Annotated in this window: 20 protein-coding genes; 12 read left to right on the top strand and 8 right to left on the bottom strand. The window is 63.7% G+C overall.

The genetic code is table 11. The annotated features are described in order from the left end of the window. Nucleotides 1–8: 8 nt before the first annotated feature. Nucleotides 9–809: a toxic anion resistance protein gene (locus tag J4O76_RS03385; RefSeq protein ID WP_426280229.1), complete on the bottom strand. Its 801-nt coding sequence runs from the start codon at nt 807–809 to the stop codon at nt 9–11. A 310-nt stretch (nt 810–1,119) separates the two neighbouring features. Here J4O76_RS03385 and J4O76_RS03380 point away from each other — a divergent pair, with 310 nt between their 5' ends. Beyond that, nucleotides 1,120–2,100 (top strand): HamA C-terminal domain-containing protein, encoded by a 981-nt coding sequence (locus J4O76_RS03380; RefSeq protein WP_426280226.1) that lies wholly within the window; start codon nt 1,120–1,122, stop codon nt 2,098–2,100. Next, nucleotides 2,093–4,660: a DEAD/DEAH box helicase gene (locus tag J4O76_RS03375; RefSeq protein WP_426280224.1), complete on the top strand. Its 2,568-nt coding sequence runs from the start codon at nt 2,093–2,095 to the stop codon at nt 4,658–4,660. The genes J4O76_RS03380 and J4O76_RS03375 overlap by 8 nt, the downstream gene beginning before the upstream one ends. Before the next feature lie 39 nt (nt 4,661–4,699). Here J4O76_RS03375 and J4O76_RS03370 read toward each other — a convergent pair whose 3' ends face one another. Together J4O76_RS03370 and J4O76_RS03365 are read right to left on the bottom strand one after the other, a co-directional pair. Beyond that, nucleotides 4,700–5,344: a uracil-DNA glycosylase gene (locus tag J4O76_RS03370; protein WP_426280222.1), complete on the bottom strand. Its 645-nt coding sequence runs from the start codon at nt 5,342–5,344 to the stop codon at nt 4,700–4,702. Nucleotides 5,345–5,579: 235 nt separating this feature from the next. Then, a complete protein-coding gene (locus J4O76_RS03365; protein WP_426280221.1) occupies nt 5,580–6,581 on the bottom strand; it encodes a nucleotide kinase domain-containing protein in 1,002 nt (333 codons plus the stop codon). A gap of 110 nt (nt 6,582–6,691) precedes the next feature. On the opposite strand from J4O76_RS03365, the gene J4O76_RS03360 reads away from it, so the two are divergent. Continuing rightward, nucleotides 6,692–6,943 carry a hypothetical protein gene (locus J4O76_RS03360; protein WP_426280219.1) on the top strand — a complete coding sequence of 84 codons (252 nt, stop codon included), beginning with the start codon at nt 6,692–6,694 and terminating at the stop codon, nt 6,941–6,943. Further along, entirely contained in the window at nt 6,943–7,650 is a 708-nt protein-coding gene (locus J4O76_RS03355) for an SDR family NAD(P)-dependent oxidoreductase (RefSeq protein ID WP_426280216.1), read from the top strand. Before J4O76_RS03360 ends, J4O76_RS03355 begins: the two co-directional genes overlap by 1 nt. Here the strand turns inward: J4O76_RS03355 and J4O76_RS03350 are convergent. Continuing rightward, nucleotides 7,647–9,032 carry a hypothetical protein gene (locus tag J4O76_RS03350; protein WP_426280214.1) on the bottom strand — a complete coding sequence of 462 codons (1,386 nt, stop codon included), beginning with the start codon at nt 9,030–9,032 and terminating at the stop codon, nt 7,647–7,649. The two genes, J4O76_RS03355 and J4O76_RS03350, sit on opposite strands and share 4 nt — an antisense overlap. Nucleotides 9,033–9,067: 35 nt before the next feature. Here J4O76_RS03350 and J4O76_RS03345 point away from each other — a divergent pair, with 35 nt between their 5' ends. From J4O76_RS03345 to J4O76_RS03320, 6 genes are all read left to right on the top strand, one after another. Next, nucleotides 9,068–12,742 carry an NACHT domain-containing protein gene (locus tag J4O76_RS03345; protein WP_426280213.1) on the top strand — a complete coding sequence of 1,225 codons (3,675 nt, stop codon included), beginning with the start codon at nt 9,068–9,070 and terminating at the stop codon, nt 12,740–12,742. 777 nt (nt 12,743–13,519) lie between these two features. Next, nucleotides 13,520–13,717: a DUF5818 domain-containing protein gene (locus tag J4O76_RS03340; protein WP_426280400.1), complete on the top strand. Its 198-nt coding sequence runs from the start codon at nt 13,520–13,522 to the stop codon at nt 13,715–13,717. 823 nt (nt 13,718–14,540) lie between these two features. Further along, nucleotides 14,541–16,637, top strand: coding sequence for a hypothetical protein (locus J4O76_RS03335; protein WP_426280211.1), 2,097 nt, complete (start codon nt 14,541–14,543; stop codon nt 16,635–16,637). A 137-nt stretch (nt 16,638–16,774) separates the two neighbouring features. Next, nucleotides 16,775–16,930, top strand: a complete 156-nt coding sequence (locus tag J4O76_RS03330) for a hypothetical protein (RefSeq protein ID WP_426280209.1) — start codon at nt 16,775–16,777, stop codon at nt 16,928–16,930. A gap of 94 nt (nt 16,931–17,024) precedes the next feature. Beyond that, complete coding sequence (locus J4O76_RS03325; RefSeq protein WP_426280208.1) at nt 17,025–17,507, top strand: GNAT family N-acetyltransferase; 483 nt, start codon at nt 17,025–17,027, stop codon at nt 17,505–17,507. 890 nt (nt 17,508–18,397) lie between these two features. After that, a complete protein-coding gene (locus tag J4O76_RS03320) occupies nt 18,398–21,331 on the top strand; it encodes a hypothetical protein (RefSeq protein ID WP_426280206.1) in 2,934 nt (977 codons plus the stop codon). Between the two features lie 474 nt (nt 21,332–21,805). Here the strand turns inward: J4O76_RS03320 and J4O76_RS03315 are convergent, their stop codons facing one another. The 3 genes from J4O76_RS03315 to J4O76_RS03305 all read right to left on the bottom strand — a co-directional run bounded on the left by J4O76_RS03315 (nt 21,806) and on the right by J4O76_RS03305 (nt 23,314). Continuing rightward, on the bottom strand, nt 21,806–22,030 hold the full coding sequence (locus tag J4O76_RS03315) for a TIGR02391 family protein (RefSeq protein WP_426280204.1): 225 nt from the start codon (nt 22,028–22,030) through the stop codon (nt 21,806–21,808). Next, a complete protein-coding gene (locus J4O76_RS03310) occupies nt 21,990–22,496 on the bottom strand; it encodes a hypothetical protein (RefSeq protein ID WP_426280202.1) in 507 nt (168 codons plus the stop codon). Before J4O76_RS03310 ends, J4O76_RS03315 begins: the two co-directional genes overlap by 41 nt. Before the next feature lie 353 nt (nt 22,497–22,849). Beyond that, nucleotides 22,850–23,314, bottom strand: coding sequence for a hypothetical protein (locus J4O76_RS03305; RefSeq protein ID WP_426280201.1), 465 nt, complete (start codon nt 23,312–23,314; stop codon nt 22,850–22,852). Between the two features lie 462 nt (nt 23,315–23,776). Between J4O76_RS03305 and J4O76_RS03300 the strand changes: the two genes are divergently transcribed. Beyond that, nucleotides 23,777–23,974, top strand: coding sequence for a hypothetical protein (locus J4O76_RS03300; protein ID WP_426280199.1), 198 nt, complete (start codon nt 23,777–23,779; stop codon nt 23,972–23,974). Between the two features lie 218 nt (nt 23,975–24,192). Next, on the top strand, nt 24,193–25,194 hold the full coding sequence (locus tag J4O76_RS03295) for a hypothetical protein (RefSeq protein WP_426280198.1): 1,002 nt from the start codon (nt 24,193–24,195) through the stop codon (nt 25,192–25,194). A gap of 282 nt (nt 25,195–25,476) precedes the next feature. Here J4O76_RS03295 and J4O76_RS03290 read toward each other — a convergent pair whose 3' ends face one another. Beyond that, the gene (locus tag J4O76_RS03290) at nt 25,477–25,941 is read right to left on the bottom strand and encodes a class I SAM-dependent methyltransferase (protein WP_426280399.1); all 465 of its coding nucleotides are present in this window, start codon (nt 25,939–25,941) and stop codon (nt 25,477–25,479) included. Nucleotides 25,942–25,988: the final 47 nt, after the last annotated feature.

Here is a 25,988-nt window from a genome sequence, read left to right as displayed (position 1 = left end):
CTTGCGGATCAGCCGCGCTCGCGATGGTCGAGGATCGCGTGAAGTCTCGCCACCACGTCGATCAGCGGCGTGCGTCTCTTGCCAGCCCCATCGCTCGATAAAGCGTCCGCTCCCACGGCCGCACGTGCGGCGACGGCCGTCCGCGCCGCGCCGATCGTGATGTTCCGCGCACGATCCAGCGCGGCGACGAGCGCCGTCTGTCCGTCGGCGACGATGTCGTGTGTCGCCAGCGCTTGTCGGAGGACCAAGAGCTGAAGCTGAAGGTCCCGGTTGCGTTCCGACAGATGCGCACGGACTTCGGTACGGAGCGTCTCCGCGCGCGTCGGATCGTCGAACGCAACCTCTCGGGCGACGGCGACCGCCGCCGCGTCAAGAAGACCGATCAGGGCGATCGCGTCCTCCAAGGCATCGTCCCCGGACTCGAGCCGGCGCCGTTCCTCGCGCAGCGTCATCGTAGTCCTAAGGGCCTCGTCCCGTTCGCATTCGATGACGTCGACGAGTACGGGGATCGGCATCCTTCCAGCAGTCGGAGTGGATCGCAGGAGCGACCAGCGTCTTCTGGGCGGATCCTCGATCTCTTCGATCAGCACGGCGAGCGCAGCGAGAGCCCGAGAGGCTTCCGGGCTTTGCAGCCCCGGGAGCCTCGCCACCGCCTTCGCGCTGTTCTCGACCGCTCGCAGGCCAACCGAGCCCACGTCGGTGATGATTGACGCCACATCCTGCCGGTCCCATCTGCGCACGATGCCGGCTACGATCTGTCTGAGCCGATCTATGCGGTCCCTAGCCGGTTCGTCGCCTTTCGATGTCATGCGACCGTCGTAGCAGGCGGTTCGACCACGTCCACACTGCCATCCGGTGCCGACCGCACGGGTCCGTCGACGCGATGTCGCCCGCGGTCCCGTCCGACGTCCCATGCGGGGCACGGCAAGGCCGTTTCCCGTGGCTCGGGCGAAATCGGACGTATTGATCGGTTCGGGCGGTCGACTAGTATGCCGCGAAGCCGCCGGCGTTCCGTCGAAGCGTCGACTGCATTGGGAAGAACGCGATGAAGAGCCTCCGGTGTCGCCCCCGAACCCTCGCGTGGCGCCTGGCGATCGCTTCGGTCGAGCTGCGGCCGACATGATGCCCATTCCGCAGATCCAGCCTTCCGTCCTCCAGGCCGCTCTCGAAACGCTATGTGCCGAACATTCCGGTTTCGACGACCACATCAAGAGGCTTCCGTTCGATTGGACCGACGGTGGGTCGATGGTCGGCGGGGACTTCCTCTATCCGTTGTTCGGAGCCGACGGTGCCGACATCGACGCGTTGGTCGAGCACATATATCGGTCCCTCGTACCCTTCTGCCTCCCCAGAGGCGAAGTCGGAAGAATCACAAAGGCAGCTCTGGCGTCTGGAGACATCCATGCCATCATCGGCCTCGGTGACCGCGCACGCGAACTCTTCGTTCGCACTCGGGGCGCCACCGCGGCTGGGGGAGAGGCGGGCGAGCTGCTGCTGTTCCTGCTTCTCGAAGCGCTCATCAAGGCGCCCCTGCTGGTCTCCAAGATGAGCCTGAAGACGAACGTCAACATGAACGTGCACGGCCGGGACGGCATCCATCTGCGCTATTCGCCGGAACTGAACGGTCTAGTGCTGCATCTCGGCGAGTCCAAGCTGTACAAGGGGCTGGCGGCGGCAGTCGACGACGCCCTCGACTCCATTCTCGACTACCTCGACAACCGGACGCTGCGGCGGCGCGAGATAGACATCGTGAACGGGAACATGGATCTCGCCGGCATACCTGCGGAAGCAGAAGCCCATCTCCGAGCTACGCTGAACCCGTACGCGTCACCGCCTCATCCCATCCACAGGGTCCACAGCTGCTTCATCGGCTTCGACTACGGCGCGTATGCCGGCCTCGCCGGTATCGACGCGTCGTCCCTGGAGGCGGAATTTCAGGTGGCCTACGCCAAACGTGCCGCAAGCGCCGCCCCGTTGATCATGAGCAAGGTCGGGAAGCTTCCGCCCTCGACGCGCCTGCACTTCTTCGTGATGCCGTTTCCGGACGTCGCCGCCTTCCGCAAGACGTTCGCTCAGAAGATGGGGGTGCAGATTGATTGAGGCCCTCGTTCAGGACATACGCCGCGATGTCCGCTACCGCGCCGAATTCGACGATCTCGTGCTCGAAAGGATGGACCAGTCGCTCGTACGAAAGGGGCCGTTGCCGGAGCCGGAGCCGGGCGCGATCGAGCGCCTCGTCCAGAGCGCCGGGATACTCAGCCTCAGCAGCGACACGGCAGCTCGGCGAGAGGCGTTCACGATCGCGTCGGCTGCCTACGAACTCTATGGCGAGGCGCTTGGCGGGCTGGCGGATGCGCTTGGCCTCATAATGAGCCGGCTCGGCAATTTCCCGACGCTCGACTTCCGCCCCGGACTGCGCACACGGCCGTCGCATCTGCCGACTCCAGCTCTCCTGGAGACGACGGGGCGGCGCCTCGGTAACACCGTGAGGGCATCCGCCGGCGATCTGACGCTGACGGACTACCAGCGCCTGCTGTGGCAAGACATCTCCGACAGGCGGTCGGTGATCGCCACGGCGCCGACGTCCGCCGGAAAATCCTTTCTGTTCCAGCAGCACATCGCGGAGTCTCTGAAGGTCGGCACCGTGCGGACCGCAGCGTTCATCGTTCCGACCCGTGCCCTCATCGGACAGGTGGCCGCGTCGTTGACGCCGGTGCTCAGGCGCGCCGAGCTAAACGCAAGGGTGATTACAGTGCCGGTCGCTCGCCCGGCGGACGGCGTGCCGACGGTCTACGTCATGACGCAGGAACGCCTGCAGGTACTCCTCTCCGATCCCGGCTTCGACGTGGACGTCGCCGTCGTCGACGAAGCCCACCTGGTCGGCGACGGACCCCGCGGCATCATCCTCCAGTCGGTCGTCGACGAACTGCTTGCGAGACGTCCGGACCTCCAACTCCTGTTCACGCTCCCCCGCGTCAGGAACGCGGACGACCTCGCCAGGATGTTCCGGATCGAAGGAGCGCGGGTCCGCCGGACCGACGACAGCCCGGTCGGGCAGAACATCATCCTGCTCGACGTCGTCGACTCGGTCTCGGACGAGGTACACGCGAGGGGTTGGAGCGGAATGCTTCACGCGAAGGATCTGACGCACATCCTGCCGGTACGCCTCGTGAATCCGGATCAGAAGCTCGTCTACCTCGCATGGTTCTACGGCAGGGGTTCCCAAAGCATCGTCTACGGCAGCACGCCGGCCAGATGCGAGGGGCTCGCGAGGCTCCTGTCGGACGTCATCGATGCGGAAGAGGATCCGCAGAACGATCCTAGGCGCGAGCAGCGACGGGAGCTGTCGAAGTTCGTTTCCGATCACGTACACCCAGCATACGACCTCGCGAAGACCGTTATCGACGGCGTTGGCTTCCATTACGGAAACATGCCCACGCTCGTTCGACAGGCGGTCGAGCAGGCGTTCGACGATCGCGTCCTCGACTTCATGATGTGCACGAGCACCCTTCTGCAGGGAGTCAACCTGCCAGCGCGCAACATCTTCATGAGGAAGCCCGAGAAGGGCGACGATCGGCCACTCGACGCGGTCGACTTCTGGAACCTGGCAGGACGGGCAGGACGCCTCGGGAAGGAGTTCGAGGGAAACGTGTTCCTCGTCGACTACGAAGAATGGGACGCGAAGCCGTTGGGCGAGGGGCAAGACGCGGAGATCCGTTCCGCGATGCACGACCAGATCGTCGGGGGCGCCTCCGCACTCGTAGCGTACATATCCGATCGCGAGGCCGCCACCGACGGCAACTCGACGTTGGAGAACGCCTTCTCGCGCCTGTTCCGCGATCACCGTCTCGGACGCCTCGACCAGACTCTCGAACGCCTAGCCGTCCCCGAGGAGCAGAGGGGGCTGCTGCGGGAGGCCGTCGAGGACGCGGCCGCCTCGATAGAGGTTTCCGACGTCACGCTCGCGGCCAGTCCCTACCTGTCGCCCCACAGGCAGCAGCGCCTCTACGAGAAGCTGTCGCGCGATCTGCCCAAGAAGGGCGTCGACTACTACATGCCGCCCCATCCTGCAGGAGACTGGAAGAAGACGCAGCAAAGGCTCATCAACGTATACCGCAGACTGCAGGTCGAACTGGACGGAGTGCGGAAGAGCGAAGCCTACAAGCGGTGGGCCACGCTGTCCCTGCTTTGGATGCGCGGCGAAGGCCTACCCGATCTGATCGACTATGCGATCAGACGCGACGAGGAACGCGTGGCTGCGGGGCGAGCCGAAGGCGGTCGACAGCGAGGACGCGCCAGTCCCACGTTGATCCGCACCGTCCTGCAGGACGTGGAGAGCGGTCTGAGGTACAAGTTCGTCAGGCAGATGACGTGCTACAACTCCGTCCTCCGCCAGGTCCTGATGGAAACAGGCAACGAGAACGCGGCCGCGCACATTCCCGCCATCCCGCTCTTCCTCGAAGTCGGCGCATCGTCGGGGACGATGCTGAGCCTCATCGATCTGGGTCTGTCGCGCATATCGGCCAGACTGCTTCAGTCGCGATCCGCCAACTACGACATGGATGCCGACACGGCGCTTGCCTGGTTGCGCCGGCAGGACCTGTCATCCAGTTCGCTGCCTGCCGTCGTGGTGAGGGAGGTATCGGCATTGATGCCGTGACGACCGGCCGATTGGCGCGAGGTCCGGCGTCATGGCACGTCAGGGGACGCCGATTCCCGCCAGAAACTCGGCCTTGCCGCCGTAGGAGGGATGTCGGACGGGAATGCTGGGTGGCAGGACGTCGATCATCGCCTCCTGTGCGTCCCGGCCGATGGCAAAGATCCGACGGGGCCCGACCATCTCGATGATCGACCCGGTGAGCGCTGCGCAGGCCCTGCGCTCGGCCTTCGTGTGCCGCCTGTTCGACAGCGGTCGGCCAGCCGCGTGGCAATGCAACGGAAAGACGTTCCAAAGCAGCACGCTCTTCGGCGTACGGGCGAGCGCCTCCCAGACTATGCCCGCCGTCTGCTCCTTCTCCGGTCCATCGCGCGTGGCGCGCTGCACCGGAACGTTCCACCGATCCGCGTGGCGGGCGAGACGATGATCGTCCGTCATCGCCAGTCCGGTCCGCCTTGCGCCCTTGTGGCCCGGTTCGAGCGCGATCCACAACTCGTCGACGCCCCGGGCAGCCACTTCGAAGGTGGCAAGCAGATTGGCGCGGCGGATCTCGGGCGCATTCGGGAGATCGTGATGAGGGCACACGTCGGCATAGGGGTTGAAGACGTCCTCGAAGTGCAACGACGCCAGCGTGTCGATCACCTCCGAAGGCGTCAGAGGCGTTCCGCCTCGAACCGATTGCATCATACCGTTCCCTGCGCTTCCGAACCGCCGACCGGTATGTCAGCAACCATCGCCCTCGTGAAGTGTTCGCGGGCGCCGTTAGGTCACGCATCCGTTCCTCGAGCCCCTCGGAGCGGCACGCGAAGAGCATCGGCGTCGGACCCGTGGAGGCACGGCCCGATCGGACGTTCGAAGATGCCCGCGTCGGGCTCAATCTGCGACATAGGGTGTGCGAAGGGGAAATCGCCCTCCAAACGCTTCACAGCAGAAGGATCTGGGATGGAGTCACGGGCCTCGGCGCGACCTCCGGCACCACGAGGCCCCATCGAGGAGGAAAGAACGGCCGCGGAATCCAGCTCGGACCCATGTCCGAGCGAACGTAGTTCTGCTTGATCCTCGTTCGGCCATTGCTGCCGGCGATCTCCGGGTGCGCGACCCGCGCGTACTTCGAGATTTCGCAGAACAGGTTCTGGCAATCGATGGGTTGCAGTTTCCTCCCGAACAGCCCCGGGAAATTCAGCCCGAGTCGAGCGAAATGCTTATCCTGCTCGTCAGTCACGCGGTGGATGACCGTTTGGGCATTCATGCCGTCCGTCAATCGGAAGCACTTAGCGATTCCGTCCAAGGCACCGGGCCCCGCGACGACGAAGCTCCCTTCGTCGAAGTCGAGCATCGTCGAATAGTTCAGGTCGATGGCGTACTGAAAGGCGAGAAATGGTCCGATGCCAGGCTGCGACAGCAGAAGCGCGTAGACCTCCGCGAGGCTTCCGGCGGAGGATATCCGTGCAGCGAGCCCCTGGTCCATCATGGTCGCCAGCAGCTCGAGATGGTTCTCATGCTTTCGACGTCGTCCGAACGGCGGGGCGGGCATGATGTACGCGGCCGAGTAGATGCGTACGCCGGCATCCATCGCTCGATCGAGCGTACGCGATATCGCGACAAGGTCTGCAGACTGCCATGAAAGGGGACCATGCTCGCGCTCGACGAACTCCCACGTCTCGACGCGGTTGAAGATCTTGAAGAACAGCGTCCTGAAGAAGATCTCCGCAGGAGCCGGAGACCTGTCGGCCCGGTATTGAACCTCGCTCATGAGGTACTGGCTGACCCTGTCCGAAGCACGGTAGGTGTTGGTGAAGCGGTACGAACCCAGAATGGGATCTTTGGTCCATGGACCGACGGGATCGTTCAACCGTCTGGTGTAGATGGCGAGCCGCTCTACCGCGAAGTGCCAGTAGCTGTCGAACACGATCGTCGGTTCCATGGAACAGTCCGTCTTCCTGAAAGGTCAGCATCGGTCCGGATGCGGGAAGGCCTCTATAGGCAGGTAGAAGGTCGATACCATGCCGGGGTGGGCTGGACAGCGAACGGGGGGTGGACGTCAACCTGGACCTGGACCTGGACCTGGACCTGGACCTGGACCTGGACGTGGACGTGGACGTGGAGCTTCAGCTTTTATTTGGTCGCTTCCATCCGAATGTCCTATCAGGCGACGAGGGGCAGAACGTCATCTGTCGGACATCGACTTACGCGGACGGCCCGGCACACGGGCGCCGGCTCGTTGTGGAGGGATCCAAGGCAAACGGTCGAAGGAAGGGCGAACGCACTTTGAAGGAAGAAATCTAGTGAGCCCAGTACATTCAGGGCCTGCGCGCGGTGTGATCATCGTGGGTCCAGGGCAGCATTTCGGCATCGAACTCGTTCGACGCTTCCGATCCGAAGGCTATCGGATAGGCATCATCGCACGGCGCGAGGTAAGCCTTGCCGAGATCCGGATGATCGGCGGCAGCGACGACGACGTGCTGACCGAATCCGCAGACGTATCCGACGCCACCGCGTTCAGCGACGCCCTGGTCCGACTGGCCGTCCGCCTCGGCACCGTCGACGGGCTGATCTACAATCCGAAGGTGAGCTTCAAAGCGTCGGCCCTGGGAACGAGAGCTGCTGATCTCGATCACGCGATGACCGTGAACGTCACAGGCGCCATGGTGGCGGTACAGACCCTTCTGCCTTGGCTGGAGCCAGCGGGTGGCTCCGTGGTCCTGACCGGCGGCGGCTACAAGGACGAGCCCGCGCCGGACAAGTTCGCGCTTTCTGTCGGCAAGGCGGGGCTGCACGCCCTCTACAGGGCGCTGAACCAGCCGCTTCAGCGTCGGGGCGTGCGTATGAAGACGATCGTCATCGACGGGGCGATACGCCGCGGAGCGGAGGGGGCGTCCTCGTCGGCGCTTCTGGCGGACTTCTACTGGTCCATCTTCGAAGGTGGGGCTTCCAAGGTCCATCGCTTCCCCAGAAAAACGTCCGTCTCGGATCAGATGGACATGCTCTTCTAGAAATCAGGGCGTTCAGGGTGGAACGAGACGGACCGTAGATCCAGGTCGGCCACCAGCCAACCGTCACCCTTCTCCCGGAGCGCGTTCATCGCGGAGTACCCCTGGGTTATGGCTCTGGCCCAAAGCCAGATCGGCGCGGACGCGACTTCGAGGTCGGACACGACGCGACGAATGAAATCTCTGACCTCACCATCGACATCCTTATCGCTCGCATAGTGGTTCCGTCCGGTACTGAAGGCCTTGAGGATTGCGGAGAGGGCTTCCTCGAGGTCTCGTGCTCGCGCTCCGTCCTGCGTCCGATCGACCACAAGGTTGGATTTCCGCTTCACGCGCAGCAGATGACGCATGACGGGTGACCAGCCTAGGACTGCCATGAACGCGACGTGGACGGCATCGTGGAAACGATAGCCATCGTCCGTGGACGAATTGTCGTTCACGGGGTCTCCGATGCTCTGACCCAGCCGGAAGCCGACCTGCTTGCCGTCCTCGTCCCCGAAGGCTTCGAACGCGTAAGGCGCGGCGGCCATTACGTAGAAGCTGACGTGTGGCGATGGATCCCCCTCCGGTCCGTCGGAAGCGGCTATCCGGAACAGCATTCGACGGGGAAAGACCTCCGTCTGGGTGTAGCCCTCGTCGAAGTTCGTGACCTGGGCCGGATCGCCAGCCTGCAAGGACCCGTAGCGGTCCGTGACGCGGTTCAGGTTTTCGCGAACGACGTCCTCCAGGTCGATGTCCAGGCTTCTCGCGATCATCGCGAGATACCACTGCACGTCGCCGATGTCCTCGATGAGGCGGGACCGCTGCATCTCCAGTCCGACCGCATCGCGCAGATACAACTTGAACGCCTGCGCCAGCGAGCCGACCTCCGACATGAGACCGAAGACCAGCTCCATGCGCCCGTCGGACTTCCCGAGATCCATCTTCACGGTCCCGGCTGCACGGTCCTGATACTCGTTGAACTCCAATGCGACCTCCTGATTTCCGCCGTTCCGCGACATCGGTCCGAACACCCGATCCTCCTCGACCATGCCCGTATCAGGACGCTCGTATCGGCATTCGTCCGCGTCAGACTGCACACGGCGGGAAAACGGTGCGAGGTCCGACGAGCAGGATGCTATCAACTTCCGAAGGAGGGGGAAGCGCAATCGCCGCGGATTCGGAGCAGTCTCGCGACTCGGACGACCGTTGGACCCCAGGCTCGAGCATCTCGACGCTCGGCATCGGGATGTAAGCCCGTCAACGACACGGGAAACGCGATCGGCCGTGGAAGGCTTGCGCGCCCGAGTCGATGTGGCGAACCTCTTTACCTCGAAAGAGTCAAGCGCGGCGGACCGCGCATCGTCGATGCGGCGGTTTGAGTCTGGGACGATATCTGCCAACATCAGGGTCAACCGTAACGACGAGCGATCCATATCCGATGCCCGACGCGATCGAAGCCGTTAGCACCGAAGTCGGCCAAGACGCGAAGTCGGGAGAGCAACCCGATCGACGCGGGGGTGGTACCGGCAATGCCGGTGGAACCGATCTGCATGCGTCGGCCATGGTCGTTGCTGCGGTCCACCTGTTGTGCGGAACGAAGATCGGTTGGCTGGACAAGGTCGTAGCCGATATTCCGGTCGCGATCAGAGCCGAGACCGGTGGCCCGGGCGACGACATCGGTCTCGAACTCGGAGACGGCAGCGTCGTCGAAATCCAAGTAAAGAAGAATCTGCAACGGGGCGCCGAGCTGTGGGACGCTCTGGAAGCACTGGTCGACGGCGTCGCCAACGCCACGATCGACTACGGTGTGCTGGCCATCGCTCTGGACAGCAGCAAGACGATCAGGGAACCGCTCGCCGCCGACCTTATAAGGATCGGGCAGGGCGCGATGGATCGCCTGAGCGACATCGGAAGGGAATGGCTGGACCGCCTGACCGCCTCCGGTCGTTCGACGACCCACTGCGCTCGCATCCGGATACAGACGCTGAGCCTTCTGGAGTCCCAGGATGCGGATCGCAGGAGTGCGGTCGGGTTCCTGCGATCGATGTGCCTTGATGCCGACCGGGCCGACCATGCCTTCAACCTCATCTACCGCGACGCCGTCGCATTGATGCGATCACGAGGCAGATGGACGCTCGACTCCGTCGTCAGGCTGCTTCGCTCACAGGACATCACCCTGCGGGACGACGGCTCGCCTGCGGGCATGGTCACGAGCCTCTCGGCGTGGGCCGAGACTACGCGGGCCAGCTTCAGCCTTCCGGCCGGCACCGCCATGCTGCCCATCCAAGCGATGATCCCGCCGCGTCTGGTAGCGATCGCTCGGAACGAAACTCCTGTCGCCGACCCCGACACGGCGTTGGAACGCTATCACGGCCGGATGGCGGACGCGCTGGAGGGCGGGAGCTTCAACGGTGAATGGATCGGGCGGTTCATTCGGCTCAACGTCGTCGTCGCCGGTCCCGGGATGGGCAAGTCCACGCTGGCCGGCCGCATCGTCTGGGAATATGCGCGTGAAGGAATCCCGGTCCTCGGGGTGGCGCTCAAGCGCGTCGCTGCGGCGATGGCGTCAGGCACGACGTTCGAAACGGCACTGATGCAGCACGGACTCGGAGGATCCGGAGTCGACCTCGACCGATTTCTGAAGACGAACATCGGGCAGGTCGTGGTCGTGGCGGACGGGCTCGACGAGTCCGGAACGCTCGTCGACGAGGTTGCCAGCGGACTCGTGGCGTATGCAGCCGGACATCCCAACGCCTCGATCATCGTCACCACCAGGCCGATAGGGTACGAGACGGCACGGTTGGCCGAGTGGCGCCACTACCGCCTCGAACCGCCGGTGGACAAGGAGGGAGCCGGAAATCTAGGCCGGCTGATCGCCGCCGTCGAAGGTCTCGATCCAGTCCACCAACAAGGTACCGGGCAGGCGGGGCGGGCACTCGCGTCGACGCCCGCTCGTGATGCCATCGTGGCGAGCCCGCTTATGATCGGCATGGCCGCCGCTTTGATCGTCCGGGACAGGCGCCTGCCCGCCACGAAGGCGGGAATGTACATGGCGATGATCGCGCTGTTCGAGGACAGGGACACGGACGGCGCAATCAGGCCCACCTCGATGGAGACGAACCGCATACTCGACGTCGTCGGATGGAAGCTGATGCACGATCCGCTACTGACGTGGCCAGAACTCAGGACAACCGCCTGCAGCATACTGGCGCGCGACATGGGCCGTTCCCCGTTGGCCGTCTCAACAGTGTTCGAAACCGGGTTCGCGCATTGGGAAAGAGCGGGCATCCTCGAGCGGATCCATCACGGTGGCGCACAGCTCGTCACGTTCGTCCACAAGACGTTCGGCGAATTCGCAGCGGCACGCTTCCTCTGCGAATTGGGCGAGGGGCGCCAACGTGACCTCGATCGGATCGTCGACGAGCCGATGTTCGGCGAAGTCGTGTCGTTCGCCGGTGCAATCGGACTGGGGAACGAGCTCGCCCGGCTGTACGTCGACCGAAGGGATAGGGGCGTGGAGGGTCAGTTCGAGCGCGCTCTGGCTCTGGCCGCGGATCACGAAGCCGATGTCGCCGATGACAGGACGCTCGAACTCGTCGAGATCGCCTTCTCGATCGTCGCGACGGGCGCGGGCGACCGCTTCTCGATCGGAGAGCGGCTCGTCCGCTTGGCCAAGGCGAAACCTGAACTCGTCGGACCGGCCGTCCGAGATCGGTTGGACGACCCGAACGGGGAAGTGAGGCTGATCGCCTGGGCCGCCGCCGTCGGAAGCCGGCATCATGACCCCGAACGCCTCGACGGCGTGCTGGACGAATTCGTGAAACTGATACTCGGTGACGAGGCCCCGCGCAGATCGGGAATCAGAGCGAACAGACTGGGGAAGGACGTCGATCTGGTCCAGGAGATCGCTTTGGCCGCCCTCGATGCCAAGCCGCTCGACGAGATGGCGGACTTCGTTGATCGTCGACTGTCGGACCGACCGTTCACGGATTTCAACTTCTACACTTCCGTCCAGGCATTGTTGTGCTCGAAGGGCGTCAGGGAACCCGCGTTCCGCTGGGACAGGGAGCGGTTCTCGTCCGATCGCTTCGCTAGGATCATCAGATCGGACAACGGCTGGACGAAGGCCGCCAACAAAGCCATTCACGCGCTGGCTTCATCGGTCGTGCATCTTTCGAACACACCCGCCCCGGACGGACCTTCGCAGCGCCCCTACCTGCAGTTCAGTGCCCTTCACAAGCTCGCAGACCTGGGGTCGGCCGAGGCGCGGGACGTATTCATATGGACGGACGAGTACGACCCAGCCGCCATTGCCGAGACGATTCGAGCGCTGGTGTCCGTCTCGAGGATCGATCCCGTACGGTTGGCCAGGGAAGCGAGCGAGATCACCGCACGCCTTGAGACGCCGTCGGGGGATCACCTGGTCTCACTCGAACTCGGTCATCCCGACATTCCCGCTCCGGACTGGAAGCAAGCCGCTCTGCTGCCGCTCGATCGCCAGCGCATTCAAGCCGCGTTCCACCACGGATCTAGCTGGCTCCTGAGCGTAGCCGCGAACCTGCTTCTATGCATGCCGTGCGATCGGAAGGAATGCGCCGAACTGCTCGCTCGGTCATCCGAGACGGAACTGTTCTACGCGGTCCAGATCGTCAGGGCCCATCTGGACGATGCAGCGTGGCGTGAACTTCTGGTCAGCCGGGTCGAGGCTGGCCCGGCCGAAGGGACCGAATACGTCCTTGCGGCACTCGCGGAGAGCGGAATCGGGTTGCCTGCCTCGACGGGGGCGCTCGTCGCTTCGGCACTGCGGTCGACGGATGCGTCCCTTCTGGCTGCGGCCGCGACCCTCGGACGGCGATGGATTGAGTCCGGCGGTTCGGTCGACCCGCAACTTGTCGAGTCGGCCTATCGAGGCTGGTCGGAAAGGGAGCGCAGCGCAACCGGGGCGCGACGGGTCACCAGGGCTCGCGAAGAACTGTTGAAGCTGCTGATCGTCAGTGGAGGCCTTGACGATCAGCGGATGAAGGACGCGCTGTCCGATGCGGACGAAGGCGTCAGAGCCGCAGCGGCGTTCCTGCAAGTTGAACGGGCCACCGCATCGGCGGGAGATCGCTAGAGTAGCATTTGGCCGATTACCGGAACGCCGACGAGACGATCAATCGCAACCGACAAGTGAAGTACGTATCGGCGCCCGTAAGGACGTTCGAAATATACCATGCCATCTGCAGCCTCTCTAATCACGATCTTGTTCACCCTGAACATCCTTCGGACCATGGCCTACCCGATAGCCAGGTTTCCGATACCCGCTACCGCCCGGTCAGTCTTGTCGAGCAACTGCGTGACGATGAAATCGAGCTGATAAACAGGCGGTCGCCTCAGCCGGCAAACTCGATCAGTACCGCGCTAGTCTTGTCGAGGCGTGCCTGTGCGCGGCATGCATCAGGTTGAACAGGCGGGGTGATCGCACATCAGCGAGCATGGCTCCGGGTGAAGTCGGCCGCTCACAGGGCGTTGCTATAAAGCGGTAACGCAAGCTGCGGCAGCCAGGATGATGCCCAGGACGTTTGCCCAGACCAAAGGCAAGTCCCACTTGGCGCGCAAGGCGCCGTAGAGGGTCCACAGGCGCATCCTATCGCGATACATACGATGTTACGTGATTCAGGAGCGTATCACGGCAAGTCGATACGGTTTAGCCTCTGCGAACGGTTTTCCGCGTGAAAGCACGTTCGTGGGAAGCTCGCCTGCTTGGGCTGACGGATCCATGCCGCTGGACGATCACGGTGGACGCGGTCGCTGGCGCAGGGCATCAGTCGGCATGTTCCTAGCGCCCTAACACGCAAGGCCGCTACGACCGGCCGACAGCTGCCGCCGGTGGAGGAGCATGCTCTTGACGATGATCGGTATGAAGGTCGACGAGACCGGCACTCTTCTGCGCGATGGTGGCAGTTACCATCTGCGGCGTGACCTGGGCGATCGCTATCTACTCGAACTTCACTGCACCCCGGTGGACCTGGACGACAAGCGGGTTCGGGTGATCGGCACGTTGGTCGGTCCGGATCTGGTCAATGCCGATGGGGTCGCTCCGGGCTGACCCACTTTAAGACCCCGCGGCCCGCTGGACTAATACGTCGATGATCGATCGAGAGGCGGTCTCGCTTCTCGAGGCGGACGCACCACGAAGCATCCAAACCCCGGTCGTCCTGCCGGGTGTCGTCGTGCCATCTGAAGGGACGAGCTCGCACACTCGAGCACCGTGTGATCCCGTCGTTCCACTGTACTACTAACCTGTTCTGTTAAGGGCGACGTTCGTGTCACCCTGGGGTGACATCCGTGTCATCCCTCGGCTTTCCGTTCGCGACGTCCAAGCGGGGACGCATCCGTGCGCGGAGCATCTGTGCCGCGGCCACCCTGGCCTCCATGCCGATGGGGCTCCGGGCTCGGCAGTCCGATCCGACCCGAACGACGTCAAACGGACCTTCGACGAAGTCGGCGAGGCCGCTGCCCGGTCGTGCAGGACTCAATCCCACATTGTCCGCGAGATGCTTGCTGGTGCCGCGCTCCGCCATGCCTCAGGCGAGCTGTGGTCGCCGCGCGGATCTGCATCCTGCGCTACGATCTGTTTTTTCCACCCTCCCATGATCGGGGACGCGAGCCGCCGCCTCCCCATGACAGCGAGGTTGCCAACGTGCGTCTTTCGACGACGAGGTTGGATCCGCGCCTACGCACCGAAGGGACAGGGACAAAACGCTCGGCCCTCGTTCGGTCGAACCCTTTCGGATGGGCGTCGATCCTGACCGCTTGGCACGCGGATCGCGTTTGATCGCAGATCTACGGTGGACCGCGTTCCAGCCGCAGCCGGGCCGCGAAGCCGCGAGGACTGGACAATCCATCGGCCGTCGCGAAGAGAGCTCCACATGACCTTCACGATCGGCCAGACCTTCGACCTCCTGTTCGGGAGCGCCATCGCCACCACGGGAAAGCCGACGTACGACGATCGGCGCTGGTTTCGTCGGCCGCCCCCTCTGAGCACGTTGGCCTCAACGCCCTCGGGCGACGTCAGGCCGGGGTCGGCCGACCGCGCCGAAGCCGACGGGCAGCTTGCGATGAAGGTAGGGAACTGCGTTCGTCGATGGGCTGTCGCGGCGGCGCCCACGGGTCATCGCGCGCTCGACCCGATCCGTCACATACCGCCTCGTCTGCCGTATGACGTGTTCGCGGCAGCTGCCCACCTGATCGAGAATGCAGGAGTCTATCATCACATCCAGCCGATCAAGATGATGCCGGTGGGCGGTACATCGCCGGATGCCGCGCATCTTCGCCACATCGACATCACTCCGGACGACTCCGATCTGGTCCGTCGCGCCGCCGAGCGATGGAGGACGCTCGGCAGCAAGTCGGACCGCATGGTCGATCTGTCGGAGCATCTCACGAACGGCGACGTCTGGAAGGACATGGAGCCGCTGTTCGAAAGCTGGTGGGTGCTATTCTGCGCCAACGAAGATGCGAACGTGCTCGACAGGGGCGGCGACGGTTCGGCCGTCCCGTTCTGGTGGAAGCACGCCTGGCGTCTGCTGGCGATCGCGGACGAGGCCGCCAAGGGAACGATGTACCAGTTGGATATCGAGCAGATCGAGCGCTTCGACGTCGGTAAGCCGGCCGAAATCCTGTGGATGGAGTTCGAACTGTTCCTCGAGCACGCCCAGCGGATGCTGCCGGCCGCGAGCGCTGTTTCCGAAGACGACGACGTAGGGGAGTTCGGCGACATAAACTCCCTGTCGATCGCCAGTCCGGCCGTGGTCAGCGTGCTGCCGAAGGTGCGTACGCCGTCGGTCGGCTGCACTCTGCGCTCGCTATCCCATCATCTGGCCCTTCTGCCTCCGGTGGGAATCGTGAAGGGCCGCTGGACCCCGAACTTCGTCCGCCCGTCGACGGGGGTCGGCAGGATGCCCGCCGGCGTGATGAACCTGCTGCTGGTTCCCCTTCCCTTTTCGCTGGACGCGAAATCCTTCGATGCGGCGATGATCGAGGACGTCTCGGGCAGCGGACCTGGCGCGGTCCCGCGCTTCGGCTACTTCGGCATCAACCAGCATTGGATCAACGACGTCCCGAGGAATAAGCTTCTGGACTTCGTCGAAGCGGTGATCGACGCCGGACTGGGGCAGGCGGATGCGATCCACGGCCTGGTCTTCCCGGAACTCGCGCTGGACTACGAGGCCTTCGAACAGATTCGAACCCTGATGCGCGCAAAGCTTCCCCAAGCGGAGATCCTCATCGCGGGGACCTCGTCGAACGGGGCCGGTCGAGAAGGCAACTTCGTCGCCACGAGCACCTTTCCGACGACGGCCGGAGCCGGACCGGATCAGATGCGGGAGACGGTGCGCGAGAAGCATCACCGGTGGAAGCTCGATCGAACACAGCTGCGGGACTACGGCCTGCTAGGCACGCTGTCCCCGGAACTCTCCTGGTGGGAGAACATATCCCTCCAATCCAGGCTCGTGGACTTCACCGTGATGCGGCGGGACTCGGTGTTCGCGGCCATGATCTGCGAGGATCTGGCCCGCATCGATCCCTGCCAGCAGATCATACGCGCGGTCGGTCCCAACCTCGTCGTCGCCCTGCTCATGGACGCACCCCAAGTGGAAGCACGCTGGCCCGCCCGTTACGCCACCGTGCTGGCGGAGGATCCCGGCTGCGCCGTCCTCACCCTGACGTCGCGAGGACTGATGACGCTCCAGCATCGCCTCGGTACGTTCCGTTCGAACGGAGACGACCGGATCGTCGCGATGTGGCGCGACGACGGGGCGTCGCGCCCGCTGCAGCTGAAGTGCCCGTACGACGCACAGGCCGTCCTCCTCACGATCGCGGAAACCGCGGTCGAGGACGTCGCATTGGACGGCCGGCGTGACGGGGGCGCCAAGGCCTGGCGTTATCAGGGCAGCGTTCCCGTACGCATCGGCGACCGGGAGAGGCATTCCGAAGTACTCGGCGAGCAGGACAAGGCCTGCTGGTGACTTTCAGGCTCGGCTTGCAGTACCCGTCCCGCTTCTATAACGGCGGTTGCGTCCTACATGCACGAGGTGACGGCGGGGATGGTGGAACCAGCGTCGTCGTTCAGGAATTGTTAGACCCGAGGGTATAGGAAAAACAGATGGCGTTGCTCAGCAGAGACATGATCCGTGAGATCCAGGGCATCGCGGACCGCTATTCGGAGCGCGAGGCCGCACGTCTTGTTCGGGCCGATGCCGCTGCTCGCAGCGCGCCGACCAGGTCCGTCACAGACGAGACGGCCGCGCGCGCTCGCTGACGTCGTACAAGACGAGCATGTGTCGAATGTGAACCGTCCCGACAACGACACGTGCCTCCTCCGTCGTGCCAGGCCATTCGATTACGAAGCTCTGATGGCCATGCTGACGGGGAACGAAGCGGAGCAGGGCGCGGGTTCCGCCGATGTGCCGGGTCTGCGCGAAAGCCTCGTCAACAGCACGGTGATGATCGCTGCATACGACACAAGACCGATCGGCTGCATCATGGCGAGCCCGGGTCCGCAGACCGTGCTGCACAACCTGGTGGTCTTGCCTGCACATCGCAACCGAGGCCATGCTTCGGATTTGATCGGTGCGACCATCGAACTTCTCGAGCGGGATGCCGCAGTCCAGAGTTTCTGGACCGCCATCGATCCGCGTCTGCATGGGGGTGTGAGGCGCTTCGAGCGGCACGGCTTCGTCGAGGTGTCCGAGACGGCATGCGGTGACATGAAGCTGATGACGAGGCCGTCCATGGCATCGACGCATCTGAATTATCTGACGTCGACGGCGGACCCGTCGTACATCGTCGGCAGTCGCCCGGTCCGGCAGATCTACGAGGCCAGCCTCATCGGCTGATGGGAGCGCACGGTCGCGATCTTCGAGCATGCCCCGGCAGGTCGTTCCATGACGAGACAGCCCGGGCCACGAATTGATTTCGGCATCGTCCCCTACGGCATGCACGAGAGACGCAGCATACAAAGGGCATATTCACTATCGCCATCTCGTGGCGATTCGCTTCGTTCCCATTCTCGAACTCGTGGTGACCGGATCGAGACGATCCAGTCAGGTGATCATACGGCCATGCGACAGGTTCGTGTTCCATCCCGGCATAGCTACCGAGACCTCGGGTCCGGCCGACGAATCATAGTTGTCGGAAGCCCCTTCGCATTCCAGAAGCTCGACCTGGCCGATGGTGGCCGACAGGACCTCACACGTGACCAGGATCCCGTCGGCGTCGACGGCGGTCCAGTGGCACCGACTTCGCGGTCCGACGTCGGTCGAACGTCCTCTCCCGACAAGCGGTAACGGCCGCCCGTCTTGGAAGGCGACAGGCTCTGCAAGTCGATGAAGGGCGGTATCGATCGGTCGTCCGCGCGACGCGGCGCCCATCATCGGTCTTGTCGTACGTGAGGCGCGCTGATCGAACTGAAGCATCACAGGGGCGACTTCCCGCAATGAACCGGCGGGGAGCCGGTACGGCGCCCCTGTCCGAGTTCCTCCTCCGGACATTCAGGACCGCGGGGTCGTTCCACGCCCTTGCACCGTCGCTGCCCGCAGCGCCTGAGTAATCGAAGGTCAGGCGCCCACGCGCCACGGGTGGGGTTCGATGCAAGCGGCGTTGCTGAACCTGACGCAGACATCGACGATGAACAACGGTAGTCCCTCCAAAACCCTGCGAACGGCTGTCTGCCCGACGCAAAGGAGTTTATCATCCAACGCATGTGCAGCCAGATGGAAGGACGTCGTTGGCAAACGTTAAAGTCGGAACGAATCCGGTCCAGCTCGCGGGAATCATCCGTTATCATCTGAGCGATCTCGGGTCCCGCAACGGACATCACGAGTTCGAACACCTCGCCCGCCACGTCGCGCGTGCGCGCATCGCGAGCAACATACTGCCATCGACCGGACCAGTGAGCAGCGGCGGCGATCGCGGCCGCGATTTTGAGACGTTCGTCACCGACAACCCCATCCCGGGGCCGCCCGGCAGCGACTTCCCCGCCCGTTCGAGCGGCAGTCGCAGGATCGTGTTCGCGTGCACGTTGGCGCGGAAGACAGACGCCAAGATACGGCGTGACGTCGCCACGTTGGCTGCTCAGGACGACGTGGACGAAGTCGTCTACTTCTGCGAACCCAACCTGCCCGTCGCCAAGAGGTTGAAGCTGATCGAAGAGGCCAAGGCGAAGGGTTTGCCGCTGCAGATCTTCGACGGCAACGCAATCGCCGAATGGCTGGCTGAACCAGGCATCTTCTGGATAGCGCAGGAATACCTGCACCTCCCGTCGGACATGATGCCAGCCGTAGAGCTTGATCAGGGATACGTGGAACACCTGAGTGACTGGCAGTCACGTGAACCGATCCCCGTAAACCGATCCGACTTTCTAGCAATAAAGGCCGGTCTGCGGAAAGCCACGTTCGATGACTCCGCACGGGCGGATCTGCGCTTCTGGCTCGAAAGGATGGCGGTGTTCATCGGGGAACCGGTCCCACGTGCCATCGCTCGCGATGCGATGTACGAGATCGCGGTCGCCAACCTTCGCGGCAAGGGCGACCTGATGCCGGTCTGCGACCTGGTGGAGAACTACTACACCGACGTCGAGGAGCACGAGAGCATCGGCGAGATCACCGACGCAGTCGTACTGTTGACCTACTGCTTCGGCGCCTACCATCTCGATCAGTATCAGATCGATGAAGCCGCACTGTTCACTCGTCGCCGAAGGCTATTGGATCTGTTCGAACTCTGGCTCCGCCAGTCGGGTATCGGGCCGGGCCGACGCAGCGGCCTGCTGCGAATGCGCGGCAGTCTCGAACTCACTCCAGCAGAATCTGGTCGGCTGCCCGACCACGATCGAGCCTTCGCCTTCTGGGGGACGATGCTCGACTGCGTCGTGGATGCCCCGCTCTATCCGATCGAAGAATTCATCGACCATCTCGCGCGACTGGTCGGCTACATGGGCGAGGTCGACGAGCTGCTCACCCTCGCATCCCGTGCCGACGACCTGTTGGCTCCGCGAGCAGGCGCCGCTGCGGCCGGAGAAAAGGCGATCGACCGTGCCTTCGCCCTACTCGAACGCGACGAGACCGGAGCCGCGATCCGGGAGCTTCACAAGGCCAAGATCAAATGGTTCACGGGGGAGCAGATCGGCGGCATGCTGCGCATTCTGCTCCTGCTATCGGAACTGTATGGGAGCCTCGGCCTGGCCTATGCCGCCAAGTATCACGCGATGGCCGCAGCATACATCGCCAGGCATGAGGACGCCGTCCGCACTGCGGACATGCTGCCTCGCGCGTTGCTGGAGGTACTGGAGGCAGAGGACGCCGCAGGCAACTCGCTCGGCTTCCTGCAACTGTTCCCCGTGCTGCTGCTGGCCCACGTCGAACATGACCAGCGACCGCTCGACATGGAAAAGCATCCGCGCGTGCAGGACAACATGGGGCAGATCGCTGCGCTGCTCGGCATCCTGCAACGCGGCGATGCGGAAACTCGCCGGAGTATCGATGCAATCCTTGCCGGTTGGCCGGCCGAGATCAGAGACGCGATCCTGCGAACCGCCGACCAGCCCACCGGATTCTGGAACGAGGGGAGCTGGGACGATGCGTGGGCGGGCCTCGAGGAAGCACTGCTCGACCGCCCGTTCGGCGACCTCGGTCCTACCCGGCACGTTCGCTGGGATGCGCTAGGCATCGAATGGTGCTGCGAGTTCGCAAACGACCGTGCGAACACACCGGGCGCCGAACAACTGATTGCGGAACTGCAACTCGCAGCCTGCGCGATGGCGGGTCGCGACCTCGGCATCGTGCCCGGCAAGATCACCATCAAGGTCGCGCGCGATGCCGAGGTGGCGAAACTGAGCATCGATCTTCCCGATGAGGGAGGATGCGAATTCACCGTGCGCCTGCCGACGCAGGATCGCGCCGCCAGTGACGCAGCTGACGGCATCGCTCTGTTCGGGACCATTCTGCGGTCCTGCTCCGTCCTGCGGGACGATGCGCTGATGGCATCGTTCGATCGGTCCGTCTTCGAACCGATATTCGTCGGTCGCCCCTATGCCGAACTCTACCGGGAGTTCGTTCCCGTCGAACTGTTCGCCGAGGATGTCAGGAGGGCCGTGCCGGCTTTCGGGACGGGTCGACGCTTCCACTCGCGAGCGCATGAGCGCGTACCATGGTTCGATGGGGCCGGGCCTACCTACGATCAAGCGGAGGCGATGGTCGACATCGCCCACCGCTACCGCCGAGCGGGAGCTTCGCTGGTCCATACGCTGGAGCGGCTCAGGACCGATCCCCCCTGCAGAGAACGCCTCCACCGGCTACGTCGGAAGGGCATGAAGGATTGGGAGATCCTAGGCATACTGGGCAACATCGCCATGAACCATCGGCTCGCACCTCACGGGCATCTTGCTCCGGAACAGCTTCGCGACATCGCGCTGAAGCTGATCGAAACGCCCGAAGCGGCGGATGACGTGCTGGATCCCGGCCTGTTTTCGGAAGATCAGTTCGAACTGCATGCCGCCGCCTACCTGACGGCCTACCTCGATGGTCGACGTCTTCGTCCGCCTGCGTGTCTCGGACACGCCGGCCTGGAGCGTTTCCTGGTCGCCAGATACAGGATACGCGAGGATGACGTGGAACATCCGAACATTCTCCACTGGGCCGAGTCAGATGGCACATACGCGGATTAGTGGTCATCCTGCCGCCTCGACGGACGTGAACGCGGGATCGAGACCGGGGCAGGGGGCAGGCAGGGGCGGGAACGACGCCTCCGCTGCTTGAGAGGCGAGCCTAGCGGCAAGGCGGAACATCTGCGCCGATCGCTGGCTCGGCTTCAGACCCTAGGTGGAAGACCAGCGGTCTGTATTTTGAGACGGCGCCTTCCGTCCCATCGTCCGCAGCGCGACGGTCCGCCCGCAACAGGTCGACCGTCATTTCGCAGTTCTCACGGTCTGATCCGTTCGATCCCATCCCCACGGTCCTCGGCGTCGAATGGATTCCGAAAGTTCGGCCTCCTCCGAATCTTCAACCCCAGCCAATCCATCCCCGTCAGACGCCGGGCGGTCTTGGCGACGCCGGGCCTTCCGTCGGCGAAGGAGCGGCAAAGGGAAAGTCGATCCCCGGGAACGCGCGAGCGGAATCGACGGGAGCAAGCAGCCACGGGTTCATGCAAAGACCCTCCTCTCGTCGACGATGCCGATCAGGCGACTCGCGAGCATCAGAATCTCCGCCGCCTCACGTGGATCATTGAGACTCGGGGATCGATGGCTATGCGGGTTCTTGAAGGCGCCGATCGCTCCGGCGAAGAGGTTCGCCATGGCCGTCTGTTCACCACCATCCGCCAGATGGTCAGCGAGCGAACCCGAGTCCTTCGCGAAGGCGGCGTGCATGAGACGCACGCCGACCTGATCGGTGATGCGGGATGCATTCCGCACGGCCGTTTTCCACCTCGACGAATGCGAGCAGGACCGCCGGGCCGAAATCGCCGCGCGAGTAGCTGGCCCCGGCCTTCTCCCGTATCCGCGGATGCAGCAGATCGAGGGAGAACTGACTGGCCGAGCGCATGCGCTTGAATGCCGCCTCCGTGTCCACCGTTTCGCCACGACGAGAAACGCGATAGCGTTCGCTGCTTCCATGACCCGGATCGGGGACGAGCAGCTGCTGCACCTCCAACCAGGCGAACGCTTCCGCCATGGAACGGCGAACGGCATTCGTTTGAGATCCACGCTGCCATGACGCAACGTAGTTTTCGCGATGCGTCGTTCCGCCCTGCTCTCGGATATGAGCCAGAACGAACCATGCGAGGTCATCGGGTTGCATGCCGATCATGGCTTCTGGCTCGGGGAATTGGATCATGCCATGAGAGTACGGCACTCTCCCTGCGGGCGTCCACCAAACCGAACCCGTTCTCGTGGCAAAATAGACCACCATCATACGCGACGACGACGCGTCCCTTCCTGATCATCACGATCACCGTCAACCAGAGCAGGCCCGCCGGTCTCGTCGCGGTGGACGAGGCGGTCAACGTGACGAACAAAATCTGCCGGTTACGGCCTGGCGGTAAGGAGGACGGGACCGTCACCGGACAGCGGATGGTCTGACGGAGGCCTCGGTCGAGCCTGTTGGCATTCCGCCAAGCCGGCAGACACCGCGATTCCTCCCGCGAATCCGCGGATCAGGGCGATCTCGGCAGATTGCGCAGCCGATGATCAGTATCGGCACCTTTGCTCCCGAACGTATTGCACTAAGCGCAACCCGGCGATCAGTCCGAAACCGCCGAGCTTGAACCAGAGCGACGCGTAGAACGGCAGAAACCTGGCTTCGACGCCAAGCCCCAGGCCCCTTGCGGCCTCGAACAGGACCGGGTTGGTCTGTGCGGCCATGTAGTTGAAGCCCGTGAACATGCTGTACCACAACATTGCGGCAACGACGGGCCACGCCGAGAGGGGATGCCAGGCCGAGTCGGGGTAGTCCTCGCAGGTCTTCCACAGCAGGGCCAACGTGCATCCTGCTCCGATTAGCCCGCTCATGAGATAGCCAGCGCCGACGAACCCGAACCCGGTCATCTCTCCCACGGCGTTTACCGCACACGCGACGAGCACCATACAGCCCAGGACGACACCCGCGTGCCCGTCAACCTGAGGTCTTGGTCGTGTAGCTCCGATCGTGAACATTGCAGCGCTCCAACAGTATCTCACTCGAACGTAGCCGGAGTTTATCAAGATGACCCTCGAAGGCGAAGTGGAAAGTTGCCTGCGTCCGTTTGGCTGCGACCGTGCATCGCGCTGCCTCGCCGACGTGAATGTCCCTCATCGCCGCACGTCCGGAACCGCGAAGTGCTGAAGACCAGAAGGGCGCAAGCCGAAGCTGCGCTAGCCTTAGCGGACCCGGTACGATGGAATTATCTCCAGCAGACGATCTCAGGTTTGCAGCATAGGATCGACGTGTCCGAGAATCAGGCATCGTAAGACGAAATAACGTCAAGTCACGATTAACATTTGGCAATGGTCATGATGCCTCTGATCGCGCCAGAAGCTTAGAAACGCCGCGCCGCATGCCCGCAGCTAAGCCCGGGTCGAGAACATTGAAGGAGCACCAGCTAGATGCGATGGCTGGTTCGCCGATTCGGAAGTGCGATGACGACCGACCACGACGACAACCGGCCGGAGCAGAAGCCAGCGTTCGGGAAGTGGCTGCTGACGAAGCGCGACCGAGGAGACTGGGTGGACGGGATCGCCGATGCCGGCAGCGCTGATTGGACGTTCCCGAAGAACGGTGATCCTGAAGCGGTAAGGGCACATCTACGCAGCGGCCGGACAGCGACGCGACGGTGATTGCATCGGGAAATAGAGAATGCTGTCCATCGACACGATCGACAATGGGAGGACGCCTTGCCATGCTGCGTCTGAAGGTCTGGCCGACACAGCGTGACACGCACGAACCGTGAACCGGTCCTTGCCATCGGCAGACGACATCGGATCCCCTCGCTCTCCGTGGACCGACCATAGGCATTGCTGTCCGTGCGACGCGCGAACACGAAAGGATACGGCTCTTGACGTTCGAGCTGCTTACAGATCCGATCGACATCGGTGACGCATTCTCCATCTGGCGCAACGCGATAACGGAGCATGCCACGTGGCATGGGCGCTACTGGTGGTTGCCGGACGAAAGGATCGCGGTCGGCAATCGCAACAGCGCGGACATGGCTCTGGGAGAGTTCGTCGTCCTCGGAAGCGACGCCACCTTCGAGAACGTGACGGTCCAACTGAACGAACCGGCGCAATACGGGAACGAGAACCCTCTCTCCGGCATCGGGCGAGACGCTTCGGGACGACTTCACCTTCTGCGACAGGGCGTCCTTCACAAGAACGCCCAATCCGATCGCGTGGACGTCCAGTTCGCCGAGCGGACCGGACTTGCGCCCATCGATCTGACCATCGGAGACAGAGCCGCCAAACGCTCCTGGTTCGTCGTGACGCCGCTCGACGTCCCCTCCAGGGCGATCTGCCGGAACGTCGGCAGCTTCGTGGAGCGCTGCAGCGTGGCGCGGGGCGCCGAAATTGCAGACGAGGCACGAAGGGACGAGGAACGGCTGGACGATCTCTTCGGCAAACCCGAACAGGGTGGCGAAACTTCCGGTCAGCCGTCGATGAACCACAATCGACGAAGGCAGATCCAAGGAGAGGTGTGGCTGGCCCTGCAGAAGCTGCTGAACGCCGACGGTCGCGACCTCCGAAAGCCGAGACATGCTCGCGGGTACGAGGTGGACGGAGAGATCGTCGTCGGTTCCGAAAGGCTTCTGCTCGAGATAAAGACGGGAACGTCGGCTTCGGAGGTCTATGGCGGCGTCGGACAGCTGCTGCTCTACCCCAGACTGCTGCCACGGCTCGCGAAGCACCGGAGAGTGCTTCTCCTTCCGGGCTTGCCGACGGCACCCCTGGCCCAAGCGGTTTCAGAGTGCGGGATCGAACTCCTGAGCTATGATCTCGATCTGGCGGACGGACGGGTCGACGTGGATTTCTCGCCGGCGTTCCTGACCGTCTGCGGGCTTTGATGCTGCCATGCCCCCATCCGTCGGGTGGAGATCGGACGGCGGATTCTCGTCGATAAGATGCAGGTCCGGTCGGCCATTCGACCGCCTTCTCAGCAGTGTTTCGGCGTCGGCAACCTGCGAGGACATGCGGCGCACCCCGCGCAACGTCGCCGTTAGCGATTGCCGACGCAATGGCGAATCATGCCAGCGTCCGCCGCCGCGCTGAACAAGGGCCAGCGAGACCGGAGTCTTCGAAGCCGTGATGCCGAAGAAATGATCCCCCGGCCATGGAGGGTTCCAGGCTCAGTCTTTCCGACTGAGCCTGACGGTCTGCCAGCTGACGCCATCACGGCGGAGCAGGTCTGGCCGCTTCCCGAGATCCGAAGTCGTCATGCCGCGTGCTGCAGCGAGGCGGATGAGCTCCTCCGCGCTGACCGACCACATCGCCCGATCGACGCTGCCGGGTCCGAGACGCAAGGTGACGAAGACGCTTCCTCCCGGCGACGTCAGGTCCACGATGCGTGACAGCGCCGCCGAGCGGTCGGCGGGCGGAACATGCATCCAGACGGCGCTGAGCAGGACGACGTCGTAGGTGCCGCCGACCTTGCGAATTGTGGGCAGGGCGTCCGACACCCAGACCACTCCGCTTCCGGGATGCAGCGCCTTCGCGAGGCGAAGCATCTTCGAAGAGGGCTCGGCCGCCGTGACGCGGTGGCCAAGCGCGGCCAGCGCGACCGCGTCGCGCCCGGTGCCTGCGCCGATGTCCAGAACGGCAGCATGCCGACAGGGTCATCCGTCGCGTCGTCTGGCTTCAC

Source organism: Sphingomonas sp. NFX23 (assembly GCF_049887795.1).
Taxonomy (GTDB): domain Bacteria; phylum Pseudomonadota; class Alphaproteobacteria; order Sphingomonadales; family Sphingomonadaceae; genus Sphingomonas.
The sequence above is the reverse complement of the archived record's forward strand: the minus strand, read 5'-3'. Positions and strand labels throughout refer to the sequence as shown.

Bases quoted from the DNA above. Each gene is read 5' to 3' on its own strand.
- J4O76_RS03335 (WP_426280211.1), top strand. From the start codon at position 14,541: ATGACCTTCACGATCGGCCAGACCTTCGACCTCCTGTTCGGGAGCGCC.
- J4O76_RS03385 (WP_426280229.1), bottom strand. From the start codon at position 809: ATGACATCGAAAGGCGACGAACCGGCTAGGGACCGCATAGATCGGCTC.
- J4O76_RS03300 (WP_426280199.1), top strand. From the start codon at position 23,777: ATGACGACCGACCACGACGACAACCGGCCGGAGCAGAAGCCAGCGTTC.
- J4O76_RS03330 (WP_426280209.1), top strand. From the start codon at position 16,775: ATGGCGTTGCTCAGCAGAGACATGATCCGTGAGATCCAGGGCATCGCG.
- J4O76_RS03325 (WP_426280208.1), top strand. From the start codon at position 17,025: ATGGCCATGCTGACGGGGAACGAAGCGGAGCAGGGCGCGGGTTCCGCC.
- J4O76_RS03370 (WP_426280222.1), bottom strand. From the start codon at position 5,344: ATGATGCAATCGGTTCGAGGCGGAACGCCTCTGACGCCTTCGGAGGTG.
- J4O76_RS03350 (WP_426280214.1), bottom strand. From the start codon at position 9,032: ATGTTGGCAGATATCGTCCCAGACTCAAACCGCCGCATCGACGATGCG.
- J4O76_RS03340 (WP_426280400.1), top strand. From the start codon at position 13,520: ATGATCGGTATGAAGGTCGACGAGACCGGCACTCTTCTGCGCGATGGT.
- J4O76_RS03380 (WP_426280226.1), top strand. From the start codon at position 1,120: ATGATGCCCATTCCGCAGATCCAGCCTTCCGTCCTCCAGGCCGCTCTC.
- J4O76_RS03305 (WP_426280201.1), bottom strand. From the start codon at position 23,314: ATGTTCACGATCGGAGCTACACGACCAAGACCTCAGGTTGACGGGCAC.
- J4O76_RS03310 (WP_426280202.1), bottom strand. From the start codon at position 22,496: ATGATCCAATTCCCCGAGCCAGAAGCCATGATCGGCATGCAACCCGAT.
- J4O76_RS03345 (WP_426280213.1), top strand. From the start codon at position 9,068: ATGCCCGACGCGATCGAAGCCGTTAGCACCGAAGTCGGCCAAGACGCG.
- J4O76_RS03365 (WP_426280221.1), bottom strand. From the start codon at position 6,581: ATGGAACCGACGATCGTGTTCGACAGCTACTGGCACTTCGCGGTAGAG.
- J4O76_RS03315 (WP_426280204.1), bottom strand. From the start codon at position 22,030: ATGCACGCCGCCTTCGCGAAGGACTCGGGTTCGCTCGCTGACCATCTG.